The organism is Rhizobium skierniewicense, assembly GCF_014196515.1.
Lineage (GTDB): Bacteria > Pseudomonadota > Alphaproteobacteria > Rhizobiales > Rhizobiaceae > Agrobacterium > Agrobacterium skierniewicense.
In genome coordinates, this window is record NZ_JACIDV010000003.1 from 421,406 (window position 1) to 446,200 (window position 24,795).

At 58.2% G+C, this 24,795-nt stretch carries 18 protein-coding genes; 4 read left to right on the top strand and 14 right to left on the bottom strand.

The annotated features are described in order from the left end of the window. Positions 1-110 precede the first annotated feature (110 nt). Positions 111-1,037, top strand: a complete 927-nt coding sequence (locus GGQ73_RS06875; RefSeq protein ID WP_183895010.1) for a GNAT family N-acetyltransferase — start codon at positions 111-113, stop codon at positions 1,035-1,037. A gap of 54 nt (positions 1,038-1,091) precedes the next feature. On the opposite strand, the gene GGQ73_RS06880 is transcribed toward GGQ73_RS06875, so the two are convergent. From GGQ73_RS06880 to GGQ73_RS06905, 6 genes are all read right to left on the bottom strand, one after another. After that, positions 1,092-3,032 (bottom strand): beta-galactosidase, encoded by a 1,941-nt coding sequence (locus GGQ73_RS06880; RefSeq protein ID WP_183895012.1) that lies wholly within the window; start codon positions 3,030-3,032, stop codon positions 1,092-1,094. Next, on the bottom strand, positions 3,032-4,123 hold the full coding sequence (locus GGQ73_RS06885; RefSeq protein ID WP_183895014.1) for an ABC transporter ATP-binding protein: 1,092 nt from the start codon (positions 4,121-4,123) through the stop codon (positions 3,032-3,034). Before GGQ73_RS06885 ends, GGQ73_RS06880 begins: the two co-directional genes overlap by 1 nt. Then, positions 4,116-6,221, bottom strand: coding sequence for an alpha-galactosidase (locus tag GGQ73_RS06890; protein ID WP_183895016.1), 2,106 nt, complete (start codon positions 6,219-6,221; stop codon positions 4,116-4,118). Before GGQ73_RS06890 ends, GGQ73_RS06885 begins: the two co-directional genes overlap by 8 nt. Beyond that, complete coding sequence (locus tag GGQ73_RS06895) at positions 6,218-7,069, bottom strand: carbohydrate ABC transporter permease (RefSeq protein WP_183895018.1); 852 nt, start codon at positions 7,067-7,069, stop codon at positions 6,218-6,220. Before GGQ73_RS06895 ends, GGQ73_RS06890 begins: the two co-directional genes overlap by 4 nt. Continuing rightward, on the bottom strand, positions 7,069-7,887 hold the full coding sequence (locus tag GGQ73_RS06900; protein ID WP_434060050.1) for a carbohydrate ABC transporter permease: 819 nt from the start codon (positions 7,885-7,887) through the stop codon (positions 7,069-7,071). The genes GGQ73_RS06895 and GGQ73_RS06900 overlap by 1 nt, the downstream gene beginning before the upstream one ends. Before the next feature lie 180 nt (positions 7,888-8,067). Next, positions 8,068-9,297, bottom strand: coding sequence for an ABC transporter substrate-binding protein (locus GGQ73_RS06905; protein ID WP_183895022.1), 1,230 nt, complete (start codon positions 9,295-9,297; stop codon positions 8,068-8,070). Between the two features lie 152 nt (positions 9,298-9,449). Between GGQ73_RS06905 and GGQ73_RS06910 the strand changes: the two genes are divergently transcribed. Further along, positions 9,450-10,361, top strand: a complete 912-nt coding sequence (locus GGQ73_RS06910) for a helix-turn-helix domain-containing protein (protein WP_183895024.1) — start codon at positions 9,450-9,452, stop codon at positions 10,359-10,361. A gap of 8 nt (positions 10,362-10,369) precedes the next feature. Here the strand turns inward: GGQ73_RS06910 and treY are convergent, their stop codons facing one another. Beyond that, a complete protein-coding gene (gene treY, locus GGQ73_RS06915; protein WP_183895026.1) occupies positions 10,370-12,892 on the bottom strand; it encodes a malto-oligosyltrehalose synthase in 2,523 nt (840 codons plus the stop codon). A gap of 172 nt (positions 12,893-13,064) precedes the next feature. On the opposite strand from treY, the gene treZ reads away from it, so the two are divergent. After that, positions 13,065-14,849, top strand: a complete 1,785-nt coding sequence (gene treZ / locus GGQ73_RS06920; RefSeq protein WP_234910908.1) for a malto-oligosyltrehalose trehalohydrolase — start codon at positions 13,065-13,067, stop codon at positions 14,847-14,849. A gap of 4 nt (positions 14,850-14,853) precedes the next feature. On the opposite strand, the gene GGQ73_RS06925 is transcribed toward treZ, so the two are convergent. The 4 genes from GGQ73_RS06925 to GGQ73_RS06940 all read right to left on the bottom strand — a co-directional run bounded on the left by GGQ73_RS06925 (position 14,854) and on the right by GGQ73_RS06940 (position 21,696). Next, positions 14,854-16,131 carry an MFS transporter gene (locus tag GGQ73_RS06925; RefSeq protein WP_183895103.1) on the bottom strand — a complete coding sequence of 426 codons (1,278 nt, stop codon included), beginning with the start codon at positions 16,129-16,131 and terminating at the stop codon, positions 14,854-14,856. A 196-nt stretch (positions 16,132-16,327) separates the two neighbouring features. Further along, positions 16,328-19,522 (bottom strand): efflux RND transporter permease subunit, encoded by a 3,195-nt coding sequence (locus tag GGQ73_RS06930; RefSeq protein WP_183895028.1) that lies wholly within the window; start codon positions 19,520-19,522, stop codon positions 16,328-16,330. A 130-nt stretch (positions 19,523-19,652) separates the two neighbouring features. Continuing rightward, on the bottom strand, positions 19,653-20,849 hold the full coding sequence (locus GGQ73_RS06935; RefSeq protein ID WP_183895030.1) for an efflux RND transporter periplasmic adaptor subunit: 1,197 nt from the start codon (positions 20,847-20,849) through the stop codon (positions 19,653-19,655). A gap of 49 nt (positions 20,850-20,898) precedes the next feature. After that, positions 20,899-21,696 (bottom strand): alpha/beta hydrolase fold domain-containing protein, encoded by a 798-nt coding sequence (locus tag GGQ73_RS06940; protein WP_183895032.1) that lies wholly within the window; start codon positions 21,694-21,696, stop codon positions 20,899-20,901. A 146-nt stretch (positions 21,697-21,842) separates the two neighbouring features. Here GGQ73_RS06940 and GGQ73_RS06945 point away from each other — a divergent pair, with 146 nt between their 5' ends. Beyond that, positions 21,843-22,754, top strand: coding sequence for a LysR family transcriptional regulator (locus GGQ73_RS06945; RefSeq protein ID WP_174155505.1), 912 nt, complete (start codon positions 21,843-21,845; stop codon positions 22,752-22,754). Positions 22,755-22,808: 54 nt separating this feature from the next. Here the strand turns inward: GGQ73_RS06945 and GGQ73_RS06950 are convergent, their stop codons facing one another. From GGQ73_RS06950 to GGQ73_RS06960, 3 genes are all read right to left on the bottom strand, one after another. Then, on the bottom strand, positions 22,809-23,105 hold the full coding sequence (locus GGQ73_RS06950; RefSeq protein ID WP_183895034.1) for a hypothetical protein: 297 nt from the start codon (positions 23,103-23,105) through the stop codon (positions 22,809-22,811). A 107-nt stretch (positions 23,106-23,212) separates the two neighbouring features. After that, on the bottom strand, positions 23,213-23,731 hold the full coding sequence (locus GGQ73_RS06955; RefSeq protein WP_183895036.1) for a 2'-5' RNA ligase family protein: 519 nt from the start codon (positions 23,729-23,731) through the stop codon (positions 23,213-23,215). Between the two features lie 16 nt (positions 23,732-23,747). Continuing rightward, the gene (locus GGQ73_RS06960) at positions 23,748-24,692 is read right to left on the bottom strand and encodes a sugar-binding transcriptional regulator (RefSeq protein WP_174155502.1); all 945 of its coding nucleotides are present in this window, start codon (positions 24,690-24,692) and stop codon (positions 23,748-23,750) included. Between the last annotated feature and the right edge of the window lie 103 nt (positions 24,693-24,795).

The window sequence follows — 24,795 nt, forward strand, 5'->3', positions numbered from 1 at the left end:
AAAGCCTGGCGCTTTAGTGGAAACTGCTGAAATCCCGCCGGATTCGAACGATTTATTTGGTGTGGATGCCGTAATTCTGGAAGGCGGATTTGTGACATTCAGGAATGCTGATGGCGGACGAAGCCAGGAATGTAAGCGCGGTGGATCATCACGACACCTTACAGCTTGAAGCCTTTGAGCTGACGCTTGAGAACATCGCGGACGCCAACATTGAAAAGCTGCATGCTCTGTCGGTTGGTGTGGGTTGGCCGCACCGCCCCAAGGACTGGCAGATGCTTCTCGAAAACGGCAACGGCGTCGTCGCCGTCGATTCCATTGGTCGGCTTGCCGGTTCGGCCATGTGGTTCGATTTCGGTTCGACCTTTTCCACCATCGGCATGGTCATAACACCACCCCGACTTCAGGCCAGAGGTGCGGGAAGCTGGATGATGCTGCATGTGATGCAGCAGGCCGGCAAGCGGCAATTCGGTCTGAACGCGACCCGTGCTGCCAAACGGCTATATCAGTCCATGGGTTTTTCCATCGAGACGACTGTGTTTCAGTGTCAGGGGGAAGCAAAACCGGTCGCCACGCCGCAGCTCGCTGGCGGCGCTACGCTGCGGCCGATGACATCAGGCGATGTCGACACCATCCTTGCGCTGGATGAGAAGGCCTTCGGTGCTGGCCGCAACACGCTGTTCAATTCGCTCCTTCCGGTCTCCAAGGGCGTGGTGCTGGTTCGAGGGCAGCGTGTCGAAGCCTTTTCGCTCTGTCGTCGTTTTGGGCGCGGGGCGCTGATCGGGCCTGTGGTGGCCTTCAACGCGGGAGATGCCATCGCCGTTACCCATCCGCATGTGGTGGAACATGAAGGCCAGTTTCTGAGGCTCGATACGCGGGAGGAAAGCGGTGCTTTCGCACAGTATGTTGCAAGCTCAGGCATGTCGGTTTTCGATACCGTTACGACCATGTCACTCGGTGGACGATGGATGCGGGATCGTGAGAACGAAGAGGGTTTGAAGCCCAGGACATGGGCGCTCGCCAGTCAGGCGTTCGGCTGAGCGCGTAGAAATTGATAAGGCTGCATTCGTTTCGACGAACACAGCCTTACAATGTCATGAAATGCTCGTTTTCCAAGCAGAGACGGCCTGCGGTTCCAGCACCCTGTCTCCCAGCACGAGAGTACCATTTTCAGGGATTTTCCAAGCCTCGGTGCCATAGTTGAAGGCAAAGGTGAGATCGCCGCGGCGACGGATGCGGATATGGTCCGGTAAGGCGATGGTTTCGAGCCCGGCCTTTTTCGCAGCCAGCGTCAGCACGCTCGATAGCAACGTCTCATCCGCCCAGCAGGCCAGATAAAGCATATTGCCGTGTTCCGTCAGTGCCGGATCGCCATTTGCAAAGCGGGCGAGGATATTGGCCGAGGTCTGCACAGTTTCGCGCCAACGGATTGCCGCGCCCTTAACCTCTCCCGACACGGCGTCAGACAGGCCGGGCCGCAATGTGGAAACCTGGATGACACGGTTGCCAGTGTGTTTACCCAGCGGTCCGGGTGGGAGGTTCTTCGGAATGACGAAGTTGCGGTCCCGTGATCCCGTGCGTGCGCCGATGAGGATTTGCCCCGTGGCCTTGGCGAGAGCAGCTTCCGTTGCGACATCGACTTCCGTCATGCAGGGTACGACGACGAGCGAATAGCCATCGAGAGAATCGCCCGGACGGACAAAGTCGATATCCAGACCGAGCCGGCGCAAAATTTCATACCAGCGGAAGCACAGTTCCCCGTAGCGGAAATCCATCCCCTGTGGCTGGATCATCGTCGTCCAGTAGGTCTGGTAATCGAAGACAAGAGCAACCTGCGCCTTGCCGCTTTCCGGCAGGTTGCCGAAGGCGTCGAGTTCCTTGCCAACCTGCTGTGCCTCCAGCCCGCCGGGTGAAAGCTCATCCAGACCTGACATGTTCAGGCCTGCGTGCATCTGCTCCTGCGCAAAGGGTGCTTGCCGCCAGCGGAAATAGCTGACGACCTCAGCGCCATGCGCCAGCGCTTCCCATGTCCATAGGCGCACCATGCCTGGCTTCGGTACCGGGTTCCACGGTGCCCAGTTGACCGGGCCTGGCTGCTGTTCCATCACCCAGAAACGGCCTTTGCCGACGCTGCGATAAAGGTCGTGATGATAGGGCGCGATATCGGGGTGCGATGTCTGTGCCCAGCGGTTACGCTCTTCTTCGGTAAACGGAAACTTCTCGACAAAGCCGATCGGGTAGCTGTCCCAGGATGCGAGATCAAGATTGTCGCCGACCTTGAAATGATCGAAATCTGAAACGAAACCCATGAAGTTGTGGGTGACCCAGCGTCCCGGCGAATGCTTGCGAATGATCTCGCACTGCATCTTGTCATAGGCAGCAACCTGATCGGACTGGAAGCGCCAGAAATCCAGCCGTGTTGCCGGGTTGGTTTCGGTCACGGTCAGGTTCGGTAGCGAAACATCTTCGAAACTCTTCAGCTCCATGGACCAGAAAACCGAGCCCCAGGCTTCGTTCAGTTGCTCTGGCGACTGGTAGCGCAGCCGCAGCCACTGCTTGAACTGCTTGAGGTCTTCGGGACCCCACGACGCGGTGGTGTCATGGCAGCCATATTCGTTGTCGGTCTGCCAGCCCACAAGGCCCGGATGTTCTCCATACCGCCTGGCGATGATCTCGACGATGCGCGCGCTTTCGCGCCACCACGTCTTTGATGAAAACGTGTAGTGTCGACGCGAGCCGAAGCCACGGACCTTGCCATCTTCGCCATAGGGCAGGATATCGGGATGCTCATCCACCAGCCATTTCGGTGGCGTGGCGGTGGGTGTGCCCAGAACGACCTTGAGACCAGCGGCGTGGAGCACATCCATGGCGCGGTCCAGCCATTCGAATTGAAACTCGTCCCGCGCTGGCTCAAGCCTCGACCATGCGAATTCACCGATGCGCACAAAGGAAATGCCCAGCTCGCGCATCCGCCGCGCGTCTTCGGTCCAGCGGCTTTCGTCCCAGTGCTCGGGATAATAACATACGCCCAACATTATCGCGTCAGATCTCCGTTGATGATGGCTTTGCCTTGATCGTCGAACACATGGCAGGCCTTGGCATTGATGCCGAGTTTGAGCTTATCGCCCGGTTTGGCACTTGCCAGACCATCGGCCTTGACGGAGATCTCCGAACCATCGGCCAGTTCGACGAAGAAGAGTGTTTCGGAGCCGAGATATTCGGCAAGACGCACGGTGCCTTCCAGCACGACGTCACCTTCGCCGGTCGCGCTGATGTGCTCGGGACGAATGCCGATGGAGGCGTCCTTCGGTGCGGCACCATCGGGAGCGTCGACCGCGAGGGTCACGCCGCCCGGCAACGTCAGACTGATTGTTCCGCCTTCGCTTTTTGCCGGTACCTTCAACACGTTCATCTTCGGCGAGCCGATAAAGCCCGCCACGAAAAGGTTGGCAGGACGGTGGTAGAGCTCCAGCGGCGAACCGACCTGTTCGATCTTGCCCGCAGAGAGAACCACGATCTTGTCGGCCATGGTCATGGCTTCCACCTGGTCGTGGGTGACGTAGATCATCGTGGCTTTCAGATCCTGATGCAGCTTGGAAAGCTCGCCACGCATCTGCACGCGCAGGGCGGCATCGAGGTTGGACAGCGGTTCGTCGAACAGGAAGACTTCGGGGTTGCGAACGATGGCGCGGCCGATTGCCACGCGCTGGCGTTGACCACCGGAAAGCTGACCCGGCTTGCGTTGCAACAGCGGTTCAAGCTGCAACAGTTTGGCCGCATGTGCCGTGCGCTCGGCGATCATTTCCTTTGAGTGGCCCGTCATGCGAAGCCCGAAGCCGATGTTTTCAGCCACCGTCATATGCGGGTAGAGCGCGTAGGACTGGAACACCATGGCCACGCCGCGCTCTGAAGGGCCGATCTTGGTCATGTCCTGGCCACCGATGGACAGTGCGCCCGAGGTGATCTGCTCGAGACCGGCAATCATCCGCAACAGCGTGGACTTGCCGCAGCCCGAAGGACCGACGAAGACGCAGAACTCTCCGTCTTTCACGTCGAGATCGACGCCCTTGATGACGCTGAGCGCGCCGAACTCTTTCTTGACGTTGCGCAGGCTTACGTCAGCCATTGGTCTTGCCTCCCTTGACAGGTTCCAGTTCGAGGAGCAGCGCGCTTTCCGGTTTCAGCATCGGCAATGGCAGACCTGCAAGGCCAGCACTGGAAAGCTCGAAGCTGATGGTCCCGGCGAGCAGCTTTTTCTGGCCCTCGGAGATGCGAATGAATTCCGGCTCTGCCGGAAGTGCGTTGGATATTTTCCATGTGCCACCAAATCGAGTGACGCTTTCAGGAAGTCTTAGGGGTGCCGGTTGTTCACCCACCATCTGCGGACCCTCCGCGACGATCACCACGATCTTGTCGGCGCTGGCCGCGCCCCAGACGTAACGGCCATCGAGAGGCGCCAGCAGGAAATTCGCGCCCGGCGCGTGCAACACGGGTCTCAGGCGCTTGTAAGCCTCGATGTAAAGTTTCAGTTCTTCGCGCTCGCCCTGCGTCAATTCGAGCGGGTTGAGCTCGACACCCATGTGATAGGCGATGGCGACGAGCGCGCGGAACGCCAGCGAATGACGCCGTCCCGTCTGGTGGTTGGGGGATGCGGAAATGTGACTGCCCAGAATTTCGGGCGGCACGAACTGCGATGCACCACGCTGGATTTCCAGCCGCTCCAGCGCATCCGTGCAGTCGGATGTCCAGACACGATGGGTGCGGGCCAAAGCACCGAAATCGATACGCCCGCCACCGGATGCGCAGCTTTCGATCTCGACAGCTGGATGGGCCGCACGGACGCGGTCCATCAACGCATAGACGGCACGGGTCTGGGCAGACGTTTTCGCCTTGCCATCGCGCCCGCCCGCATGGGTCAGGTCACGGTTCATGTCCCATTTGATGTAGGAGACCGCGTGGTTTGCAAGGACAGCGTCGATCTTGGCAAACAGATAGTCGGAAACCTCTTTGCGTGTGAGGTCGAGCACAAGCTGGGTACGAGACTGGAGCAGAGGCCGCCCTTCGATTTGCAACGCCCAGTCCGGATGCTTCTTGTAAAGCTCCGAAACCGGGTTGATCATCTCGGGCTCGAACCAGATACCGAACTGCATGCCCAGCCCGGTCACATGGTCCACCAGAGGCTTCAAACCATCCGGGTATTTGCGGGCGTCGATATCCCAGTCGCCAAGGCTGGTCGTGTCGTCGTCACGCTTGCCGAACCAGCCGTCGTCGAGGACGAAACGTTCGATGCCGATTTCGGCGGCAGCCGTCGCCTGTGCTTTCAGCGAAACCATCTTGTGGTCGAAATAATTGCCTTCCCACGTGTTGAGGGTGACGGGGCGGGGAGACATCTGTCCGCCCGGCCAGTCCGTAAGTTCGCTGCGGACGAAAGCGTGAAACGCTTGCGTGTCAGGCCCGGCATAGGCAACCGGGCTTTGATAGCTCTCGCCGGTGTCGAGAATGACTTCGCCCGGCTCGAATAGCTCACCCATATGGATCAGGCGCTGTCCGTCGTCGGTGCGATCAATGACAACATGATGATTACCGCTCCAGCCGAGAGTGACGCCGAAACGTTGTCCGGCCGTCTCGACAAAGATCATCGGAAATCGATCATGCGACGTGCGCCCGCGCCGGCTTTCCTGCGACCAGACGCCATTGCCCAGCGTCTCCTTGCGTGTCTGGAATTCGCGTCCCCACATGCCAGTGAAGCTTGTCAGTTCTGTTTCGCCAGCCGGTACCGCAAAGGTTGCAGCCATGCAGCGGTCTAACTGGTAATCAGTTTCTCCGCGATTGGTCAGCGATGTGGACATGGAGATCAAGCCGGATACATGCTCGGTCAGGGTGATCGCAATATCCATTTTCGCCACGGCGTCATGGCCGCGCAGGGTCGTCGCATGGCTTACGGTTGCCACTTTCCATGCGCCGAACTGCAGCGTGAAATCGCGCCCTTGCCGGTGGCCCGATATGGCAGGCCAGCCGAAAAAGCCCATTCCGCCTGTTGGCAGCAGCACCGCTGATGGCACAGCCACGTCCATGCCGTTCACTCGGCTCGAGCGTTCAATGTCAAACAGCGGATCGGCTGAGGTTGCCGGTGTTGCGAAAGACAGGATTTCCGGCATACCGAGTTCGGGCAGGCGCAGGCTGAGCGTGAACTCGCCTTTGCCGATTGTGATGATCTGGCTCATCCCTTGGTCGCTCCCAGTGTCAGTCCGGCAATGAAGTGCTTTTGCATGATGAAGAACATGGCGACCGGCGGCAGCGCGGCGACCAGCGATCCCGCAGACACCAGATGCCAGGCGGCAACCCACTGCCCGTTCAGTGAGTAAAGACCTGCCGTGACAGGCATGGCATGTTGTCCCTGAACCAGAACCGTCGCCCAGAAGTAGTCATTCCACACGAAGGTAAAAACGAGCACGGAGAGCGCCGCAATGGCCGGGCGCATCAGTGGCAGCACGATGTAGCGGAAGATCCTCCACTCCGAGACGCCTTCGACGCGGGCGGATTCGATCAGCGCAAAGGGCAGACCCTTGATGAAGTTGCGCATGAACAGCGTGCAGAACCCGGTCTGGAAAGCGACATGGAACAGCACGAGACCCATTGTCGTGTCGTAAAGCCCTGCGCGCAACGTCATGTCACGCACCGGCACCATCAAGATCTGGAACGGAATGAAGTTGCCTGCCACGAACATGAAGAACAACAGCAGGTTGGCCTTGAACTTGTACACCGCCAGCGCAAATCCGGTGAGGCAGGAGAGCGCGACAGTACCGATAACGGTCGGTATCGTGACCTTGAACGAGTTCAGGATATAGAGCCCGATGGGCGAATCCCGGAAAACGGCGGTGTAGTTCTCGACGCCGGCAAAGCCCGAGGGAATGCCGAAATAATTGCCCGCTGCAAAATCGCCCGCCGGTCTGACGGACGTGATGGCAACGCCGATCAGTGGCAGCAGCCACAGAATGAGCGCGATGGGCAGCAGGATTTTGTAGCCCCGCTGAATGAAAGGCGATGTGTTCTGAATGGGTGCGGGGAACATCAGGAATTCCTTTCCTGGCTCAGCATGCGCACGATGAAGAGCGTGATGAAGATCATCATGATGAGGAACAGGACAACGGCGATGGCTGCGCCGTAACCCATGCGGAAGCCGTATTCCGAGAGCGCCTGTTCATACATGAAATAGGACAGAACCGAACTGGAGCCGTAGGGGCCACCCGCCGTCATGACCGACACGAGGTCGAAGGAGCGCAGTGAGCCGATGACGGTGACGACCATGGCGATAAAGGTCGCGGGTGCCAGTTGCGGCAGAATGATGTTCCACAGCAGCTTGAAACCTTTGGCGCCATCCATGCGCGCGGCTTCCACCTGTTCCGGGTTGATGTTGTTGAGGCCGGTCAGATAGAGGATCATGCAATAGGCGGTCTGCGGCCACAGCCCTGCGACGATAATGCCATAGGTCACGAAGCGTTCGTCTGCCAGGATCGCGATCTGCTCGCCCGTCACCCATTCCAGCAGCTTGGAGAACAGTCCGAAATCCGGTGCGTAGAACCATGTGAACATGAGCCCGACAACGACCTGGCTGATGACGAAGGGGAAAAAGAACAACGATTTGTAAAGGCGAATGCCGCGCACGGTCTGGTTCAGGAACAGCGCCACAGCCAACCCCGCCGGAATGGACAGCAGATAGAGCACCAGCCAGATGATGTTGTTCTTCAAAGAGACGTAGAAGGTATCGTCCTGAAGCAGCTCGGCATAATTGCCAAAGCCGATCCAGGTCATTTCGCCCATTCCGTCCCAGTCGTGAAAACTGATCCAGATCGACTCGACGATGGGTACCAGAACATAGATGACGAACATCAGCAGGCCTGGGGCTAGAAACAGCCAGGGCGCCAGTTTTTGCTGATTGCGCTTCCAGAAACCGGGCGATGGTGAAACGGCGTTGCTCACGGCGGCACCTTTTGAAAATATACATATAAAATAGCAGCCGGGTGCCTGGGCGATGCCGCTGACGGCACCCGGCGCTGGGAGGAACAGGTCTTATTTGTAGACGCGAGCGCGGATCTTTTCGAGGCGCGCCAGAATGGCGTCGATCTTGTCAGGCTTGACCATGAATTCCTGGAAGCCTTCCATACCGGCCTTGGCCATTTCCGCCTGCGCATCGCGGTCATAGAACTGCGCGATGGCGGTTGCCTTGGACAACATGTCAAAGCCTGCAAGAAGGAACGGGTCTGTCGGTTTTTCCGCCTTGTTGTTGACGGGCAGTTGGCCCATCGTCGCATTCATTTTCGTCTGTGCTTCAGGAGACGCAACGTAGGCTAGGAATTTCTTCGCATCGTCCTTGTTTTTCGCACCCTTTGGAATGTGGAACGTGTCGGTCGGTGCTTCCTCTGTGATCGGAAGACCCTTGGTGATTTCCGGGAAGGGCATAAAGCCGATCTGCTCTTCCTTCAGGCCACCATTCTTGAAGGTGGCAACCGCAAAATTGCCCATCAGATACATGGCGGCCTTGCCCTGTACCAGCTGGGGAACGGCGTCCTGCCAGTCGATGGCGGCATGGTTTTCGATGAAGTAGCCCGGCTTGACCAATTCGGCCCACTTCTCGAACACGGCTTTAACGCGCGGGTCCGTGTAGGGAACCTTGCCCGATGTCAGCTCCATGTGGAAGTCGTAACCGTTGATGCGCAGGTCCAGATAATCGAACCAGCCAGCGGTCGGCCACAATGCCTTGGTGCCGATGGTGAACGGCGTGATGCCAGCATCTTTCAGCTTCTTGGACGCAGCCAGAAGCTCATCCCAGGTTTTGGGCGGGGTGATGCTCTGGCTCTGGAAGATGTCTTTGCGGTAGTAAATGCCCCATTGGTAGTAGGTGTATGGTACGCCCCACTTTTTGCCGTCGATGGTCATGGACGGAGACGCGGACTTCAATTGGTCTTCCAGACCGTTTGCAGTCCATACGTCTGTTACATCTTCAAAGAGACCGGCCTTGACGAAAGGCTCCATGCGGTTGCCCGCGTACCAGGCAACGACATCCGGCGCATCGGCGGTCAGGAAGTTGCGGATGGCAGACTTGTAGCCCTCGTGGTCGAAGTTGTTCCACTTGACCTTCACATCCGGGTTGGCCTTCTGGAAGTCAGCAATCAACTCTTCCATCGCCTTCTTCGGGACCGGATCGGAGTGGTCGGAATTGATGGTGATCTCGCCTGCAAAGGCAGATGAAAATAGCGCTGCCGAAAAGGCAACGCCGCTGAGGCTTTTTAAAAGAGTCATGTTTTCCTCCCTATGACCGTGACACGTCGCCGTGGAGACTGTGAACCATAAGCACGCCCTCCCAAGCCAAATTCAAGTTCGGCTTGAACATCTGTCCGAAACCCGCAATAAGCTACCGAAATTCCGGATATTTTCTCTAGGATCCTAAGATTATGGTCTCCATACAGCACGCTCGACGCGACGAATCCGTACCGGTACATCCAGAGCACGATCCACGACATCCGCTGGTGGTCTTCGGCGACCACCGTTTTTGTGCTGGCGAAGCCTCTCTGGTGCAGGTCATGGCCGGACCACATATGCACAGCCAGGTGGAGCTGAATTTCGTGCTGGAGGGCCAAATGACCTACTGGTTCGACGGGCGTGAGCTTTCTCTCGGCAAGGGGCGGCTTTGCCTGTTCTGGGGCATGATCCCCCATCAGGTCATCGCGCGGGCGGAGGGTACGTCCTTCATCTGTCTTTATATACCGATGTCGTTTTTTCTGGGTCTTGCCAGCCTGACGCGTTTTCGAGATGCCGTGTTCCGTGGCGCCATGATCGAGGCCATCGCGTTACGCTCTTACGATCACGACATCTTCCAGCGCTGGCGCGATGAGTTGCGTTCCGGTGACGAGGGGCTCATCGAGATCGTGCGCAATGAATTGAGCGCACGCGTACTGCGCATCGAACGTGATGGCTGGCGTGACCTGCGCGAGGAAGGCTCGGCCATCGCGAGCCTTGGCGCCAATGATAGCGAGCGGATGGAGCACGTTGAGGGCATGCTGCGCTATATCGCAGAGAATGCCCTCAACGAAATCTCCTCCGAAGACGTCGGTCGCAATGCGGGGCTTCATCCCAACTATGCCATGTCCGTGTTCAAACGTGCCGTCGGCATGACCATCAACCAGGCCATCATCCGTCACCGCCTCGACACGGCCCAGTCTCTGTTGATTGCAACCGACATGCCCATCACCGACGTTGCCTTCGAATCCGGGTTTGGATCCGTATCGCGCTTCTATCAGGCCTTTTCCGAACGGTTTTCCATGCGACCGAAACAGTATCGTGCGAGCATGCGCAGCAACGCGTGATCGAAATACTAGCCCCGTCGCAGGACGGCAAAGCCGTGGCCGCCCGTTACCTCCGCAGCATCTATGCCCTCCGTAAGGTCGAACGCCTTGCCTGTCAGCACGTCCACATACCCGCTGTTCGCCAAGCGTGACGGGAGGCGGATGTGCGCAGCGTTCACGAGGGGACGGGCATTGGTGATCGAGGCCAGAGCGAGCCGGGGGACGATGACGATAACGGCGTCATTTTTTGTCGATCTGGCAAAGGCGACCAGATGCGACGCGCTGTCACCGGTTATGTCGAGCGGCAGATAGTCGCCTTCTAGGAAGAGATCAGCTTTTTGGCTCCGCAACGTCAGAAGCAGCTTGATGATGTGTTGTTTCAGCTTGGGTTCGCAGGGATCATCCACCGTATCCAGATGGGCCGGAAGGGCTGATAATTGAGCCGACAGGGCATCGAAGTCCGGTTCGCGACGGTTGTCGGGATCGACAAGGCTGAGATCGAAGCCTTCGCAGCCTTGATAGATGTCGGGAACCCCCGGGGCAGTGAGTTTTATGACAGTCTGCGCAAGGCTGTTTGATGAGCCCGCCTTGATGAAAGGCTCAAGCGTCTGTGTGAAATCGTTGAGGAAGGCATGATTGTCTGGCGACAGAAGATTGCGGGCGTAATTCAGAACGGCGTGTTCATAGAGTTCGTTGCTGTCTCCCCAGTTCGTACGCAATTTTGCTTCGCGCAATGCCTTTTCCACATAGGGAATGAAGCGCGCTTCGAGCGCTCCCAAACCGTCGCGGTCGGTGTGCTGTAATGTGTGCGGCCATGCACCAGCAAGGGCTTGGTAGAGCATCCACTCAACGAGGGGTTCAGGGGCTACGCCGTCATTGATCGTTGTCCTGAACGGGGCGTTCAGATCGCGCCAACGCGTCACGCAGCTATGCCAGAGATCAGGGGCTTCGCTGATCGCGTAGAGCCGCGCGCGCGCGTCTTCGCCGCGTTTCGTGTCATGGGTGGATGTGGTGGACAGCGCATGCGGCTGCGTTTCCAACCGGTGTTTCATTTCCGCGTGGAAGCGGTCCACGGAATAGGCCCGTGGCAAGGGCTCTGCGCCGACCTCGTTGAGTGCCAGTGCCATGTTCTGGCGGTAGAAAAGCGTGTCCTCGACTGATTTCGCCATCAACGGGCCGGTCAGTTGCTGGAAACGGGTTCTGAGCTCCGAGGATTTGCCGGTAGGGTCCGATATTTTGCCGGTGAGGATAGTTTGTAGCCTGTGGAGCGCATCCGGATTTGGGGCAAATTCGCTCTTTTCAATGCTATCAACGACATCTGCCAGAACCCTTTGGCTTTCCTCCGACATGCCCGCAGGTGTGCCGTAGGTGCGGTAAACGGGGAACGAGACGACGAGTTCGCGCAGGGCGCCACGCACATCTGCTTCATTCACCTCCGTGACTTCGCTCTGCAAAGCGAGGATGTCCATGGCCAAGCGGAGCAGCGTCGAAAACTCCCCGGCAAAATTCTTGTCGACCATCAGGAGTTTTGCCGACCGGAGTTCGCCTGCGACATCAAGCGGCTTGCCGATGGTGATGTCATACGCGCCGCGTAAATCTGCCAGCTTGTCGCCGTCCACGAAGACATCGCTCAGTGCGGCAATGAATTCGTAGCCCGTCGTTCCAGACACGGGCCATTGCGACGGCACCGTTTCGCCTTCACCCAGGATTTTCTCGACCGTGAGGTAACAGTCGGGGCCAACGTCCCTGCGCAGGCGTTCCAAGTACTCATTGGGATCGGCCAGACCATCGACGTGGTCGATGCGCAGACCATCGACGTCTCCGCTGCGAACCAGTTCGAAGATTAGTCGATGCGAGTCCTCATAAACGGATTCGTCTTCGATCCGTACGCCCGCCAAGCCTGTGACCTCAAAGAACCGTCGATACGACAGCGCGCTGCTCGCATCGCGCCAGTTCATCAATCTGTAGGGTTGCGCGTCGTGCAGTTGGGAAATCAGAGCCTTGTCCGTTGTGTTGACGATCTGCGCTTCCCGCCCGGCATAGGACGCGGTGGAAAGCGGATAAAGGGCGTCGTAGCAGCGCAGTGATGGTTTGCCCGTTGCAGGGTTAAGCGCAACCGAGATGTCGCCGGCTTCTAGAACTTGGTCAAAATCCTCACCCAGCACCGGCAGGGTCAGGCGGCGGCGCCAGTCGATGTCGAAGTGTCGCGCGTAGGCACTTTGCTCGCCATGTTCGATCACATCGGCCCACCAGGGGTTTTCTAGAGAGGCCGCCATGTGGTTCGGTACGATGTCGAGGATGAGGCCAATCTCGACAGCCTTCAACGCCTTTACCAGCCGGTCAAACCCCGCCCGCCCACCAATGGCCGGATCGATCTGGTTGCCATCTGTCACGTCGTAGCCATGCGTGGAACCACTGGTGGCGGTGAAAATGGGCGAGCCGTAGAGGTGGCTGATGCCCAGTTGTTTGAGATAGGGCACGATTGCCGCTGCACGATCAAAGGTCATGCCGTTGCGAAACTGAAGACGATAGGTGGCTGTGGGAATGGTCATGCGGGGCTTCCAGTGGGACTATCTGTCCGAAACCGCAAGGCAACGATCTGGTTCCACCTGAAAAGACGGAGATGGACGTAATCTGTCGTAAAGAAGCTTTCGTACCTGCTGAACTTTTTTCTCACGCCACAGTTACATCCATATTCCCAGCTCTATTAGAGGCGCCAGATTTTTGTCAGAAAATTTCGATTTCGGACCACTCATCCTCGACAACGCAACGCTTTTCCGCATCTGGGCACCGCTGCAACCCAGCATGATTTTGCAGCTTGAGACAGGCGAACAGCACGCGATGCAGGTTGTCGATGGCGGATGGCACCATTGCCAGTTGCCCGGTGTGGGCGCGGGCACGCAGTATCGTTTCAGGCAGCCGGATGATCTCGCTGTTCCCGACCCGGCCTCGCGGTTTCAGCCGCACGATGTGCATGGCCCGAGCGAAGTCGTTGATCTCAACGCCCACACTTGGAAAACCGGAGAATGGTCCGGTCGACCTTGGGAAGAGATGGTGATCTACGAGTTGCACGTGGGTACGTTTACCCAGGATGGTGGGTTCCTCGCGGCAATCGATAAGCTCAATCATTTACAGACGCTGGGCGTAACCGCAATCCAGTTGATGCCGCTCAGTGACTTTCCCGGGCGCTATGGCTGGGGATATGATGGCGTGTTGCCTTACGCACCCGATAGCAGCTATGGGCGTCCCGAACACCTGATGGCACTGGTGGATGCCGCCCATGCCCGCGGCATCTGCGTGTTTCTGGATGTGGTCTATAATCACTTTGGGCCGGATGGCAATTACATGCCGAACTACGCGCCGCTGTTTACCGATCACCACATGACGCCGTGGGGCAAGGGCATCAATTACGACGACAAGGGTGGCAAGCCTGTCCGGGAATTCGTGATACAGAACGCAATCTACTGGATCACGCAGTTCCGGCTGGACGGTCTGCGGCTGGATGCCGTCCATGCGATCAAGGACGATAGCGAAGAACACGTGCTTCACGAACTTGCCAGACGTGTGAGACAGACGGCCGGCTCCCGACACGTTCATCTGATCGTTGAAAACGAGGATAACAACAGTGATCTTCTGTTGCGGAAGGATGGCGGCGACGCGGAGCATTTTACCGCTCAATGGAACGACGACATCCACCATGTGCTGCACATCGCAGCAACCGGTGAAACCTTCGGCTACTATCAAGACTATGTCGAAGACGACGCAAATCTCGGCCGTGCTCTGGCGGAAGGCTTTGTGTTCCAGGGCCAGCACATGCCGTATCGTGGCGAAGAGCGCGGCAAGTCCACAGGCAACTTACCGCCGACGGCTTTCATCTCCTTCACCCAAAATCACGATCAGGTTGGAAACCGGGCAAACGGCGACAGAATGTCGTCCTATACGGCGCCTGAACCGCTCAAGGCCATCGCGGCAGTCTGTCTTCTGGCGCCGCAAATCCCGATGCTCTTCATGGGTGAGGAATGGGGTGCCAAGGAGCCTTTCCCGTTTTTCTGTGAGTTCGATGACGAACTGAACGAAAAGGTCCGCAAGGGCCGACGTGAAGAGCTATCGCGACTGCCGGGTTTCGATGGCGACAACGTTTCCGATCCGGTCGCATACGAAACCTTTGCCTCCGCAAAGCTGGATTGGTCTCGGGCCGAAAGCGGCGACGGTGCAAAGATGCTGGCGTTCTATCGCTCGTTGATCGATATCCGGCACCAGCACGTCGTCCCGTTGCTGAAAGCGAAGCGTCTCGGTCCAGGCACGTTCCAAACCCGGAGTGGTGTGGTTACCGCGGTCTGGACGTTGGCGAATGGCACGGAGCTTTGGCTTGCCGCAAATCTGTCTGGCGTCCAAGCGGCCGCCGGAGATATCCCGGAGGACAGCCAGCGCATTTTCACTTTTGGTCAGACGAAAGATTCGGGTCTCGGTCCCTGGTCCGTCATCTGGAGCCTGCGCCACCAGAACTGATCGGCTATACCAAAGCCTCGTTGCGGCTTTCAGCGTCGATCAAAAAGACGCTGAAAGCTGCCAGAAGCAACAGGCCTGAGATGACGCCAAGTGCCAGCCCGAAGCTGGACGCCATAACCGGCGCCACGATGGATGGCGCTAAAAGTCCGCCAAAGCGGGCGATCGAACCAGCCGTACCCATGCCGCTTGCCCGCAGGCTTGTCGGGTAGATTTCCGGTGTGAAGGCATAGATCGCGCCCCACGTGCCAAGCAGTGCAAAGCTCATGAGCAGGGATGCTGCCACGACAATTTCGACGCTTTGTCCCAAGCCATAGGCCAGTGTCCCTGCCGCACTCAAAAACAGAAAACCGATTAATGTCGGCCTGCGCCCCCATCGCTCTACGCCGTAAGCTGCAAGCGCGTAGCCGGGCAGTTGTGCAATCGCCAGAATGACGAGGAACATCTGACCGCGCATGAAGCCGAAGCCGTCGCTTGCCAGTTTGACCGGCAGGTAGACGAAAACACCGTAATAGGAGATCGAGATCAGCATCCATGCTAGCATCAGAAAAACCGTACGCCGACGCAATTGCGGCGACAAAAGCGCGCCGATGGATTTGCGCTCAGGAGTTTGAGGCTGAAGCGGCGGAATATCGTCTGCGGCGCCATTGGTTCTGGCGACCCGCCGCAGCACGGCTCTTGCCTCTTCCGAGCGACCCTGGCGATTAAGATAAAGAGGCGATTCCGGGACGTATAATCGTAGTGCGATGCCGATCAGCGCTGGCAATCCTGTGACGAAAAAGATTGTCCGCCATGCTTCGCCTCCCTGGCTTCCGGCGACGAGCGCCAGAACGGCAAGTGCGACAGTGCCGATGGCCCAGAAGCCTTCCAGCAAAACCAGCCAGCGTCCACGCCGGTCCGAGGGCAGGAATTCCGCCATCATGGCGTAGTCGACGGGCAGGGTTCCGCCCACACCCACGCCGGTCAGGAACCGAGCGACGTAGAGCCACTGGAGGTCTGGGGCAAAAGCAGAGGCCACACCGAACACGGCGTCGAGGATGATGGCTGCAAACAGAACCGGGCGTCGACCGATGCGGTCTGCGAGTCGTCCGAAGACGAATGCGCCGATCAACATGCCGAGAAAGAAGATCGTTCCGGTCTGAAGCGCCTCTGGCACTGTGATTCCAAAACTTTTGGCAATCGATGGCGCGGTGAAGCCGATCGCCAGAACCTGCATCGCGTCTGCCGCCCAGACAAGACCAAAGATGACAAACAACCGGCGCTGGAACGTCCCGACACCGGCCATTTTCACGCCCTGCTCAATCGAAATTTTTGATTGCACGTGTGTTACTCGTCTTGTCTCAAGGGTGGATCGTGATCGTAAAATGGAGGTGCCGAACCTGACCTTTCGGTTGGCCACTGTCCAGTCCTTTTCAGGTCCCAGAAACGAAAAAAGCCCCAGGACGACATCGTCTTGGGGCTTCGATTTCATTGATGCAAGATTACACGGCCTTATCCATCTTGAAGTCCGTATTTGCGGCCTCTTCAGGCTTATGCTGGACGAGCGGGCGGTTGCCCGCGAGTTTGCGCACCAACACGTAGAACACCGGCGTCATGAAAATACCGAAGATCGTGACGCCGATCATGCCTGAGAACACCGCGACACCCATGGCTGAGCGCATTTCCGCACCGGCACCCGTGGAAATGACCAACGGCACCACACCCATGATGAAGGCAAGCGACGTCATCAGGATCGGACGCAGGCGAAGACGGCTTGCCTCGATGGCGGCGGCAACCGGCGTTCTCCCTTCAAACTCCAGTTCGCGCGCGAATTCCACGATCAGGATCGCGTTTTTCGCAGAGAGACCCACAAGGACGATGAGGCCGATCTGGGTGAAGATATTGTTGTCACCTCCCGTCAGCCAGACGCCGGTCATCGCAGCCAGTACGCCCATCGGTACGATCATGATGATCGCAAGCGGCAGGGTGAGACTTTCATACTGCGCAGCGAGCACCAGATAGACCAGCAGCAAAGCCAGCGGGAAGACCAGGAAACCCGAGCTGCCGGCAAGGATCTGCTGATAGGTCAGATCTGTCCACTCGTAAGCGATGCCGGATGGCAGCGTTTCGTTGGCGATGCGTTCGATGGCGGCCTGTGCCTCGCCGGACGAGAAACCGGGAGCCGGGCCGCCATTGATATCGGCCGACAGGAATCCATTGTAACGCGTGGTGCGTTCCGGGCCCGTCGTGGCGTCCACCTTCAAGAGGGCGGAAAGCGGTATCATCTGACCGTTGCTGGAGCGCACTTTCAACTGGCCGATATCGTCCGACTGTGCGCGGAATTTCGCATCGGCCTGGACCCGCACACTGTAGGTGCGGCCAAAGGCGTTGAAGTCGTTGACGTACAGCGAGCCGAGATAGATCTGCAACGTCTCGAACACGTCTGTGACCGACACACCCAGTTGTTCCGCCTTTGCGCGATCGAGATCGGCGTAAAGCTGCGGCACATTGATCTGGAAGCTGGAGAACAGGCCTGCAAGTTCCGGTGTCTGATAGGCCTTGGCGAGGAATGCCTTGTTCACCTCATCCAACACCTGATAGCCGAAACCAGCGCGGTCCTCGATCTGCATCTTGAATCCGCCGGTCGTGCCGAGACCATTGACGGGTGGTGGCGGGAACATGGCGATGAAGGCATCCTGAACGGCACCGAATTTTTGGTTGAGCGCCATGGCAATGGCACCGCCAGACAATTCAGGTGTTGTACGCTCTTCGAACGGGCTGAGAGCGACGAAGACCACACCAGCATTGGAGCTGTTGGTGAAGCCGTTGATGGACAGGCCCGGAAACGCAATCGCATGTTCGACGCCCGGCTGCTTCATGGCGATATCGCTCATGCGCTTGATGACGTCTTCGGTCCGGTCAAGGCTGGCGGCATCCGGCAGTTGGGCAAAACCGATGAGGTACTGCTTGTCCTGCGCGGGCACGAAGCCACCCGGAACCGCATTGAACATGCCATAGGTCGCGCCTGCGAGAACCACATAGACGATCATCACGATGCTCTTGCGGTTCAGCAATCCGGCCACGCTTTTACCGTAGCCATTCGAGGCGGCGCCAAAAGCGCGGTTGAAGCCTCGGAAAAAGCCGCCGAGGATTTTATCCATACCGCGTGTCAGCCAATCCTTCGGCGCGTCGTGGCCTTTCAGCAGGAGGGCCGCCAGGGCTGGCGACAGGGTCAAAGAGTTGATGGCCGAGATGACGGTCGAGATCGCAATGGTCAGCGCGAACTGGCGGTAGAACTGGCCTGAAAGCCCGGAGATGAAGGCGAGCGGTACGAAGACCGCAACCAGCACCAGTGCGATGGCGATGATCGGGCCAGACACTTCCTTCATGGCGCGGTAGGTCGCGTCACGCGGTGACAGGCCGTTTTCGATGTTTCGCTCCACGTTCTCCACCACCACGATGGCATCATCCACGACGATACCGATCGCCAGCACGAGCCCGAAAAGGCTGAGCGCATTGATCGAAAAGCCGAAGACATACATCACCGCGAATGTGCCGATGATCGATACGGGTACGGCAATCAGCGGAATGATCGACGCACGCCATGTCTGGAGGAAGAGGATGACGACGATGACGACGAGCGCGATGGCTTCGAGCAGGGTGTCGATGACCTTGTCGATGGAGGCGCGGACGAACTGCGTCGTATCGTACACGATCTCGTACTTCACGCCCTGCGGCATTGCCTTTTGCAGGTCCTGCATCGTCGCAGAGACCTGATCGGAAATGGTGATGGCGTTGGAACCCGGGGCCTGGAAGACCGGAATGGCGACGGCGGATTCCCCATCCAGCAGCGAACGCAGCGCATAATCGGCTGCCCCGAGTTCGACGCGGGCAACGTCACGCAGGCGGGTGATTTCGCCGTTCGTGCCGCTTTTCACGATGATGTTGCCGAACTCTTCCGGGGTGGAAAGGCGGCCTTGAGCGTTGACGTTGAGCTGAAGATCGACGCCGGTCAAGCTTGGCGAGGCACCGATGGTGCCAGCTGCGGCCTGGACGTTCTGTTCGCGAATGGCGTTGCTGATATCGCTGGCAGCCAGATTGTGTTCGGCAGCCTTCTGCGGATCGATCCAGACGCGCATGGAGTAATCGCCTGCGCCGAAGATCTGCACCTGGCCGACACCTTCGATGCGCGCCAGGCGGTCCTTGATGTTGAGGACGGCGTAATTGCGCAGATAGGTCAGGTCATAGCGATTGCCGGGTGAGACCAGATGCACGACCATCATCAGGTCGGGCGAGCTTTTGACGGTGGATATGCCAAGACTTCTGACTTCGGCAGGCAGACGCGGCTCGGCTTGCGAGACGCGGTTCTGCACCAGCTGCTGAGCCTTGTCGGGGTCGGTGCCCAGCTTGAACGTTACCGTCAACGTCATGACGCCGTCAGACGTCGCCTGGCTGGACATGTAGAGCATGTCCTCGACGCCGTTGATCTGTTCTTCGAGCGGCGTGGCAACCGTCTCAGCGATAACCTTGGGGTTGGCGCCGGGATAGGTTGCGCGCACGACGATGGATGGCGGCACGACGTCCGGATACTCGGAAATCGGAAGCGCGCGCATGCCGATGAGGCCCGCCACGACGATGAGGACCGAAAGGACGCCAGCGAAAACCGGCCGGTCTACAAAAAATCTGGAGATGTTCATGAGGTAGCCCTCTCCGGGTGAATGCTGGATACAGAAAGCCGCGCCAGTGGCAAATCGCTACCGGCAGGTCTTCTTTCTCTGTTCTGATCAATGGATCGGCGGGCCGCTGGGAGCTGGCCCGCCGGAATGTTTACTGCGACGCGGCGACTTTTTCTTCCATCTGCGGGGCAACGATGGCGCCGGGGCGGATGCGCTGGAGACCGTTGACGACAATCTTGTCTCCCACGGCAAGACCGCTTTCGACCACGCGTAGACCATCCGCAGACGGGCCGGGCTTGATCTGCCGGTAATTCACCTTGTTGTCACCATCCACCACGAACACGAATTTCTTGTCCTGATCGGTGCCGATGGCGCGATCGGTGATGACGATGCGGTTTTCCGACTTCGGCTCACCCATGCGAACCCGCACGAACTGGCCGGGGATCAGACGTCCATCGGTGTTGGCGAACACGGCGCGAACCCCGATCGTGCCGCTTGCGCTATCGACCTGATTGTCGATGAGGTGCAAGGTGCCCTTGATCGGCGTGCCCTCATCGGCCAGCGTGCCAACTTCGACGGGGATCTGTTCCAGAGCCCGAAGCGCACCATCGGAAACCGGAAGCTGCGACAATGCCTTCGCGACCATGTCTTCGCTGGCGTTGAAGCTTGCATAGATCGGATCGACGGAGACCAGCGTGGTCAGTGCGGGAGAGGCCGAACCGGCCGCGACAAGGTTGCCAACGGTGATTTCAAGCTTGCCGACGCGGCCCGCTACCGGCGCACGAAGTTCGGTATAGCTGAGGTCAAGCTGGGCCGTCGTCAGGGCTGCCCGTGCTGCCCGCGCTTGCGCCTCAGCATCCGCAACATTGCTTTGGCGCTGGTCGAAGTCACTCTGCGAGATCGTGCGATTGTCGGACATTCTGCGACCGCGCTCGAGTTCGGTTCTGGCTAGGCTCACCTTGGCGTCGGCGGAGGCGACCTGCGCTTCGGCACCCGCGACCGTGGCCTGATAGGGTGCCGGATCGATTGTGAAGAGGGCATCGCCAGCCTTTACCAGCGCGCCTTCGCGAAAGTGAACAGCCTGGATCTGGCCTGCAACGCGCGACCGGATCTGGACCCGCTCGACAGCTTCGAGGCGACCGGAGAACTGTTCCCAATGAGTAATGTCACGGCTTTCGACAACCGCGACCGTGACTGGAATCGCCGGTGCTGGTGCCTGCGCCTGCGCTGATGCCGCCACGGCACCAGTTGACATGGGAAAGTCGAATAAAAATGCCGCCGCTGCAACGGACACGGCAAGGCCTAAGCCAGCACCCGCAAGGGCACGGCGCTTGTTCTTGAGCGTCATGGGTGTCTCCTTGGCTCCTCGGGGAGCCTGTCAGTTATGTCGAAAAATACTACTGCTTCAGGTCTTGAACAAAATCCGCAAACTCGGTGCAAACAGCCGGAAGCCATTTGCCACCTCCACCACGATAAAGCCCCGTCCAGCCGGAACCGGTGGGGAAAATATGCTGCCGAACCTGCACCCCCGCTTCGCTCAAACGACCGGCATAATCCACGGTCTCGTCGCGCAGAGGATCGTCCTCGGCTGTAAATATCAACGCCGGTGCCACGCGGTTGAGCCGCGTACACTGGCACGGTGCGGCATAGGGGTGGGCAAACCCACAGGCCCTTGCCAGATAGTGGCTCCAGCCCTCTGCCCAGCGTTGCCGCATGCCAATCTTGTCAGCCTCACGAAACGATGTGGACGCCATCTGCGGGTCGATCATCGGCGACAGCAAAATCTGCCCTGCCAATTTTCCAGGCATCCGGTCGCGTGCTTTCAGCGCCAAACCCGCCGCAACATTGCCACCCGCCTCTTCGCCCGCCACAAACAGCAGCGATTTCGCGCTGCCATAGTCCTTGCGGTTTTTGCTCAGGCAATCCAGAGCATCGAATGCGCAATCGATCACGGCCGGAAACTCGTTGTGCGACGAGGTGCTGTAATCCGCCTCGATCACGACGGCACCCCTGTCCGCCAGCGCTCTTGCCACCGGCAATTCCGCGCACTGGCCACCTTGTTCCAGAAACGAGCCGCCCCGCAAATACAACACCAGCGGTGGGGCGCGGTTTTCGCCTTCGCCTTTATAAACACGAACCGATAGAGGTGGCTGGCTGGTGCCACGACTCTCCATGGTGTGCCATTGCGTGTTCATTGCATTTCCTCAGCAGGTTTTAAAAAAGAACCTGCTCTTGCAGTCATTTCTGAATTAGGTATGATTGTTCGAAAGAGTTCGCGCAAGCGTCCAAAAATGAAAACACTATTCCAAAATTATGGATAATCAGATCAAGGACGGTGTCTATGGATCAACTCGCGGCAATGCGCGTCTTTGCGCGGGTGGTCGAAACCGGTAATTTTACACGCGCGGCCAGTGCCTTGGACATGCCGAAAACCACTGTTACCAATATGATACAGGGGCTTGAGGCGCATTTACGCACAACGCTTCTCAATCGGACGACGCGCAGGGTCATGGTAACGACTGACGGTGCCTTGTATTATGAACGCGCTATCCAGATCCTATCAGAAGTCGACGAACTGGATGCAAGCCTGTCCAACGCCAATGTTCAACCATCGGGCCGTCTTCGCGTCGAGATGGCAGGCGCGTTCGCCGATCACATCATCATACCCAATCTGTGCGATTTCCACGAACGCTTCCCGCTCATTCGGCTCGATATTGGTGTGGGCGACAGGCTGGTGGACTACATCGCGGAAAATGTGGACTGCGCCCTGAGGGTAGGGACGCCGCGCGATCAGTCGCTGATTGCCCGCAAGGTCTCAGACCTCCATCTCGTGACGTGCGCCTCACCGGGTTACATCGAACGGTTCGGTATGCCGCTTGAACCGGAGGAGCTTGAGGAAAACCACTATAGTGTCGGCTATTTTAATGCCACCACCGGACACATCATGACGTTCGCCTTTGATAACGGCACCCGCTCCGTCGAGGTGAGCCCGCGATACATCCTCTCGGCCAATGACAGCCGTACCTATCAGAACGCCGTTCTGGCCGGAATGGGTGTCGGCCAACTCGCCCCCTTCGCTATCCGGGGGGAACTGGCCAAAGGCAACCTCGTGCGCATTCTTCCCGAATGGAAGCAAGAGCCGATGCCGATCTATATCGTCTACCCGCAAACGAAACACGTCACAAACAAGGTCCGCGTCTTCGTTGACTGGCTGGCAAAGCTTTTGCACAAAAGTTCGTTTGGAGAGAAGTGAGGTCTACATTGATCAAAGCCCGGCGCGTGGCCGGGCTCGTGTCCTTGCCAGCGATCACTTTGCCGGGCAGGGTGTTCCGGGCGTAGCGGTTGTTGCCGAACCCTTTGCCGTCTGGCCGCCGGGTGTGCAATTGGCGTTGTTTGTATCGCCGTCGGCCTGTGATCCGGTTGCTCCGGAATTCTGAGAATTGGTACTCTTGTTTCCGCTGTCCATGCCGCTGCTGGAGGAGGTTGTGCCGCTGCTGGATGCAGCGCCCGCCGCTCCATCCGTGCCACCGGTTCCGGTTCCTTGTGCCGCGGCAAGCGAGACAAAGCCAAGTGCAAACACTGTGCCGATTACATATGTTTTCATGGTTGTTTCCTCGGTTATTGATTGTTTTTACCAAGGTTTAACACAGTTGATGCCCAGGAGTTCCCGTCACCATGACAGACGTGGCGTGAACCACTTGAAGGAAACACTCACGCAACGCGCTCAAATCCCAGCGATGCTTCCAGCCGCCACGGGCCACCAAGATATGCCCACAGATCGAAGCCGCTGATACGCAGCTGCCTTGGTTCGAAATCGTGTTTCAATTCGTGAAACAGCGTATCTGCAGCTGCTTTTGACACTTTGTTCTGAACGGTGATGTGCGGACGCCATGGCTGTGTGTCCTGCGGGTTCAGCCAATGGGAAAAATGGTTTTTTAGCTGGGTTCTGGCGACCTGAAGCTCTGCACTGTCAATCGTGAAGGCGACACCGAACCCCAGATGTCGAACACCGTTGACGCTGGCCTCGATCTGTCCTGTCGACCCCGCAACGGTTCTCAAGACCTCCAAGATGGCATCAATATATTCACCGGGCAAACGGTGAAACATGGTGACATGCGCGTGCAGGAAATTTCTGTCCGGTGGAAAATGCTGCGCGCGCAGTGCCGCGAATGGCGCAAGATCGGCGTCAGCGACATGTGCCGTGACGATAAGCGGATAATTCGTTTTCATAGGCGTCCGGCTTTGTTCACTCAGCATCGCGTTCAAGCAGATGGTGAGCGTTATCTGAGTCGGTAATCAGCGTCGTGGCAAGGCCTGCAATCATGCAGGCTTTCAAGATACTCTTCTTGTGGTCGCCGCCCGATGCAATGACGCGTGTGGGTATTTTTCGATACTCCTCTATGGATGGCGAGATGACCTGTCGGTTGAGTGGATGATCCACTTCCACCCCGTTTTTGTCCAGATAACGGCCCAGAAGGTCGCCTACCGCACCGGCGGATGTGATATCGCCAATGTCCGTGCCGTCTGGCAGACCGTAGCGCACCTGGAGCGATTCCGATGAGACGTCTCCAACGCTGAGGATCGATATATCGACGGCTGTCGCCTCTTTCAGAAGACTGTCAAAAACGGGTTGAGAGATAATCGTGTCACGGGACTGCGGGCTATCGGCGTAGATGGGCGCTGCGAGATAATGGCACTCGGCGCTCATCACCTGAGCAAAACGTTGCACGATTTCGAATGTGTTGATTTCAGAGCCGCGCGTCAGACCGCCCATCATCGAGCGAACTTTTACATCTGGCGCATTGGCCGGGGCCATGTGGTGCACGGTTTCCCGCAGCGTCGCGCCCCAACCCACACCCAGTGATGTCGGTTCGCTCGCCTGAATCAATCGCTCGAGATACATCGCCGCTGCACGGCCGATGACGGTTGCGATCTGATTTTTGTCGGACGGTGTTGGAACGATGACGACATCCGTGAGGCCGAAGCACTGCCGCAATTCGGCTTCCAGCTCGATATTTTCCGTCAAAGGAGAGTTGAAGCTGATCCGCACCACGCCCTGATCGAGCGCTGCTGCCAGAAGTTCGTTCACCCTGCGCCGGGTCAACAGCATGCGCTCGGCAATCTGGGCCTGCGTCAACCCCTCGACGTGATAGAGCCACGACGCGCGCACCATGCTTTGCTGATGAGGCATAGGATCCCTCTCTCAAATGTCACAACAGCGTAACATTTGTAACCTAGAGGTAATCGAAGTTGAGAAGCCGGTAAAGAGATTTGATCTCTGCGTTTCCCGACAC

Coding starts and splice junctions, on each gene's coding strand:
- GGQ73_RS06945 (WP_174155505.1), top strand. CDS start 21,843: ATGGATCAACTCGCGGCAATGCGCGTCTTTGCGCGGGTGGTCGAAACC.
- GGQ73_RS06880 (WP_183895012.1), bottom strand. CDS start 3,032: ATGTTGGGCGTATGTTATTATCCCGAGCACTGGGACGAAAGCCGCTGG.
- treY (WP_183895026.1), bottom strand. CDS start 12,892: ATGACCATTCCCACAGCCACCTATCGTCTTCAGTTTCGCAACGGCATG.
- GGQ73_RS06925 (WP_183895103.1), bottom strand. CDS start 16,131: ATGGCCGGTGTCGGGACGTTCCAGCGCCGGTTGTTTGTCATCTTTGGT.
- GGQ73_RS06905 (WP_183895022.1), bottom strand. CDS start 9,297: ATGACTCTTTTAAAAAGCCTCAGCGGCGTTGCCTTTTCGGCAGCGCTA.
- GGQ73_RS06935 (WP_183895030.1), bottom strand. CDS start 20,849: ATGACGCTCAAGAACAAGCGCCGTGCCCTTGCGGGTGCTGGCTTAGGC.
- GGQ73_RS06960 (WP_174155502.1), bottom strand. CDS start 24,692: ATGCCTCATCAGCAAAGCATGGTGCGCGCGTCGTGGCTCTATCACGTC.
- GGQ73_RS06900 (WP_434060050.1), bottom strand. CDS start 7,887: ATGTTCGTCATCTATGTTCTGGTACCCATCGTCGAGTCGATCTGGATC.
- GGQ73_RS06895 (WP_183895018.1), bottom strand. CDS start 7,069: ATGTTCCCCGCACCCATTCAGAACACATCGCCTTTCATTCAGCGGGGC.
- GGQ73_RS06885 (WP_183895014.1), bottom strand. CDS start 4,123: ATGGCTGACGTAAGCCTGCGCAACGTCAAGAAAGAGTTCGGCGCGCTC.
- GGQ73_RS06890 (WP_183895016.1), bottom strand. CDS start 6,221: ATGAGCCAGATCATCACAATCGGCAAAGGCGAGTTCACGCTCAGCCTG.
- GGQ73_RS06910 (WP_183895024.1), top strand. CDS start 9,450: ATGGTCTCCATACAGCACGCTCGACGCGACGAATCCGTACCGGTACAT.
- GGQ73_RS06955 (WP_183895036.1), bottom strand. CDS start 23,731: ATGAAAACGAATTATCCGCTTATCGTCACGGCACATGTCGCTGACGCC.
- GGQ73_RS06930 (WP_183895028.1), bottom strand. CDS start 19,522: ATGAACATCTCCAGATTTTTTGTAGACCGGCCGGTTTTCGCTGGCGTC.
- GGQ73_RS06950 (WP_183895034.1), bottom strand. CDS start 23,105: ATGAAAACATATGTAATCGGCACAGTGTTTGCACTTGGCTTTGTCTCG.
- GGQ73_RS06875 (WP_183895010.1), top strand. CDS start 111: ATGGCGGACGAAGCCAGGAATGTAAGCGCGGTGGATCATCACGACACC.
- GGQ73_RS06940 (WP_183895032.1), bottom strand. CDS start 21,696: ATGAACACGCAATGGCACACCATGGAGAGTCGTGGCACCAGCCAGCCA.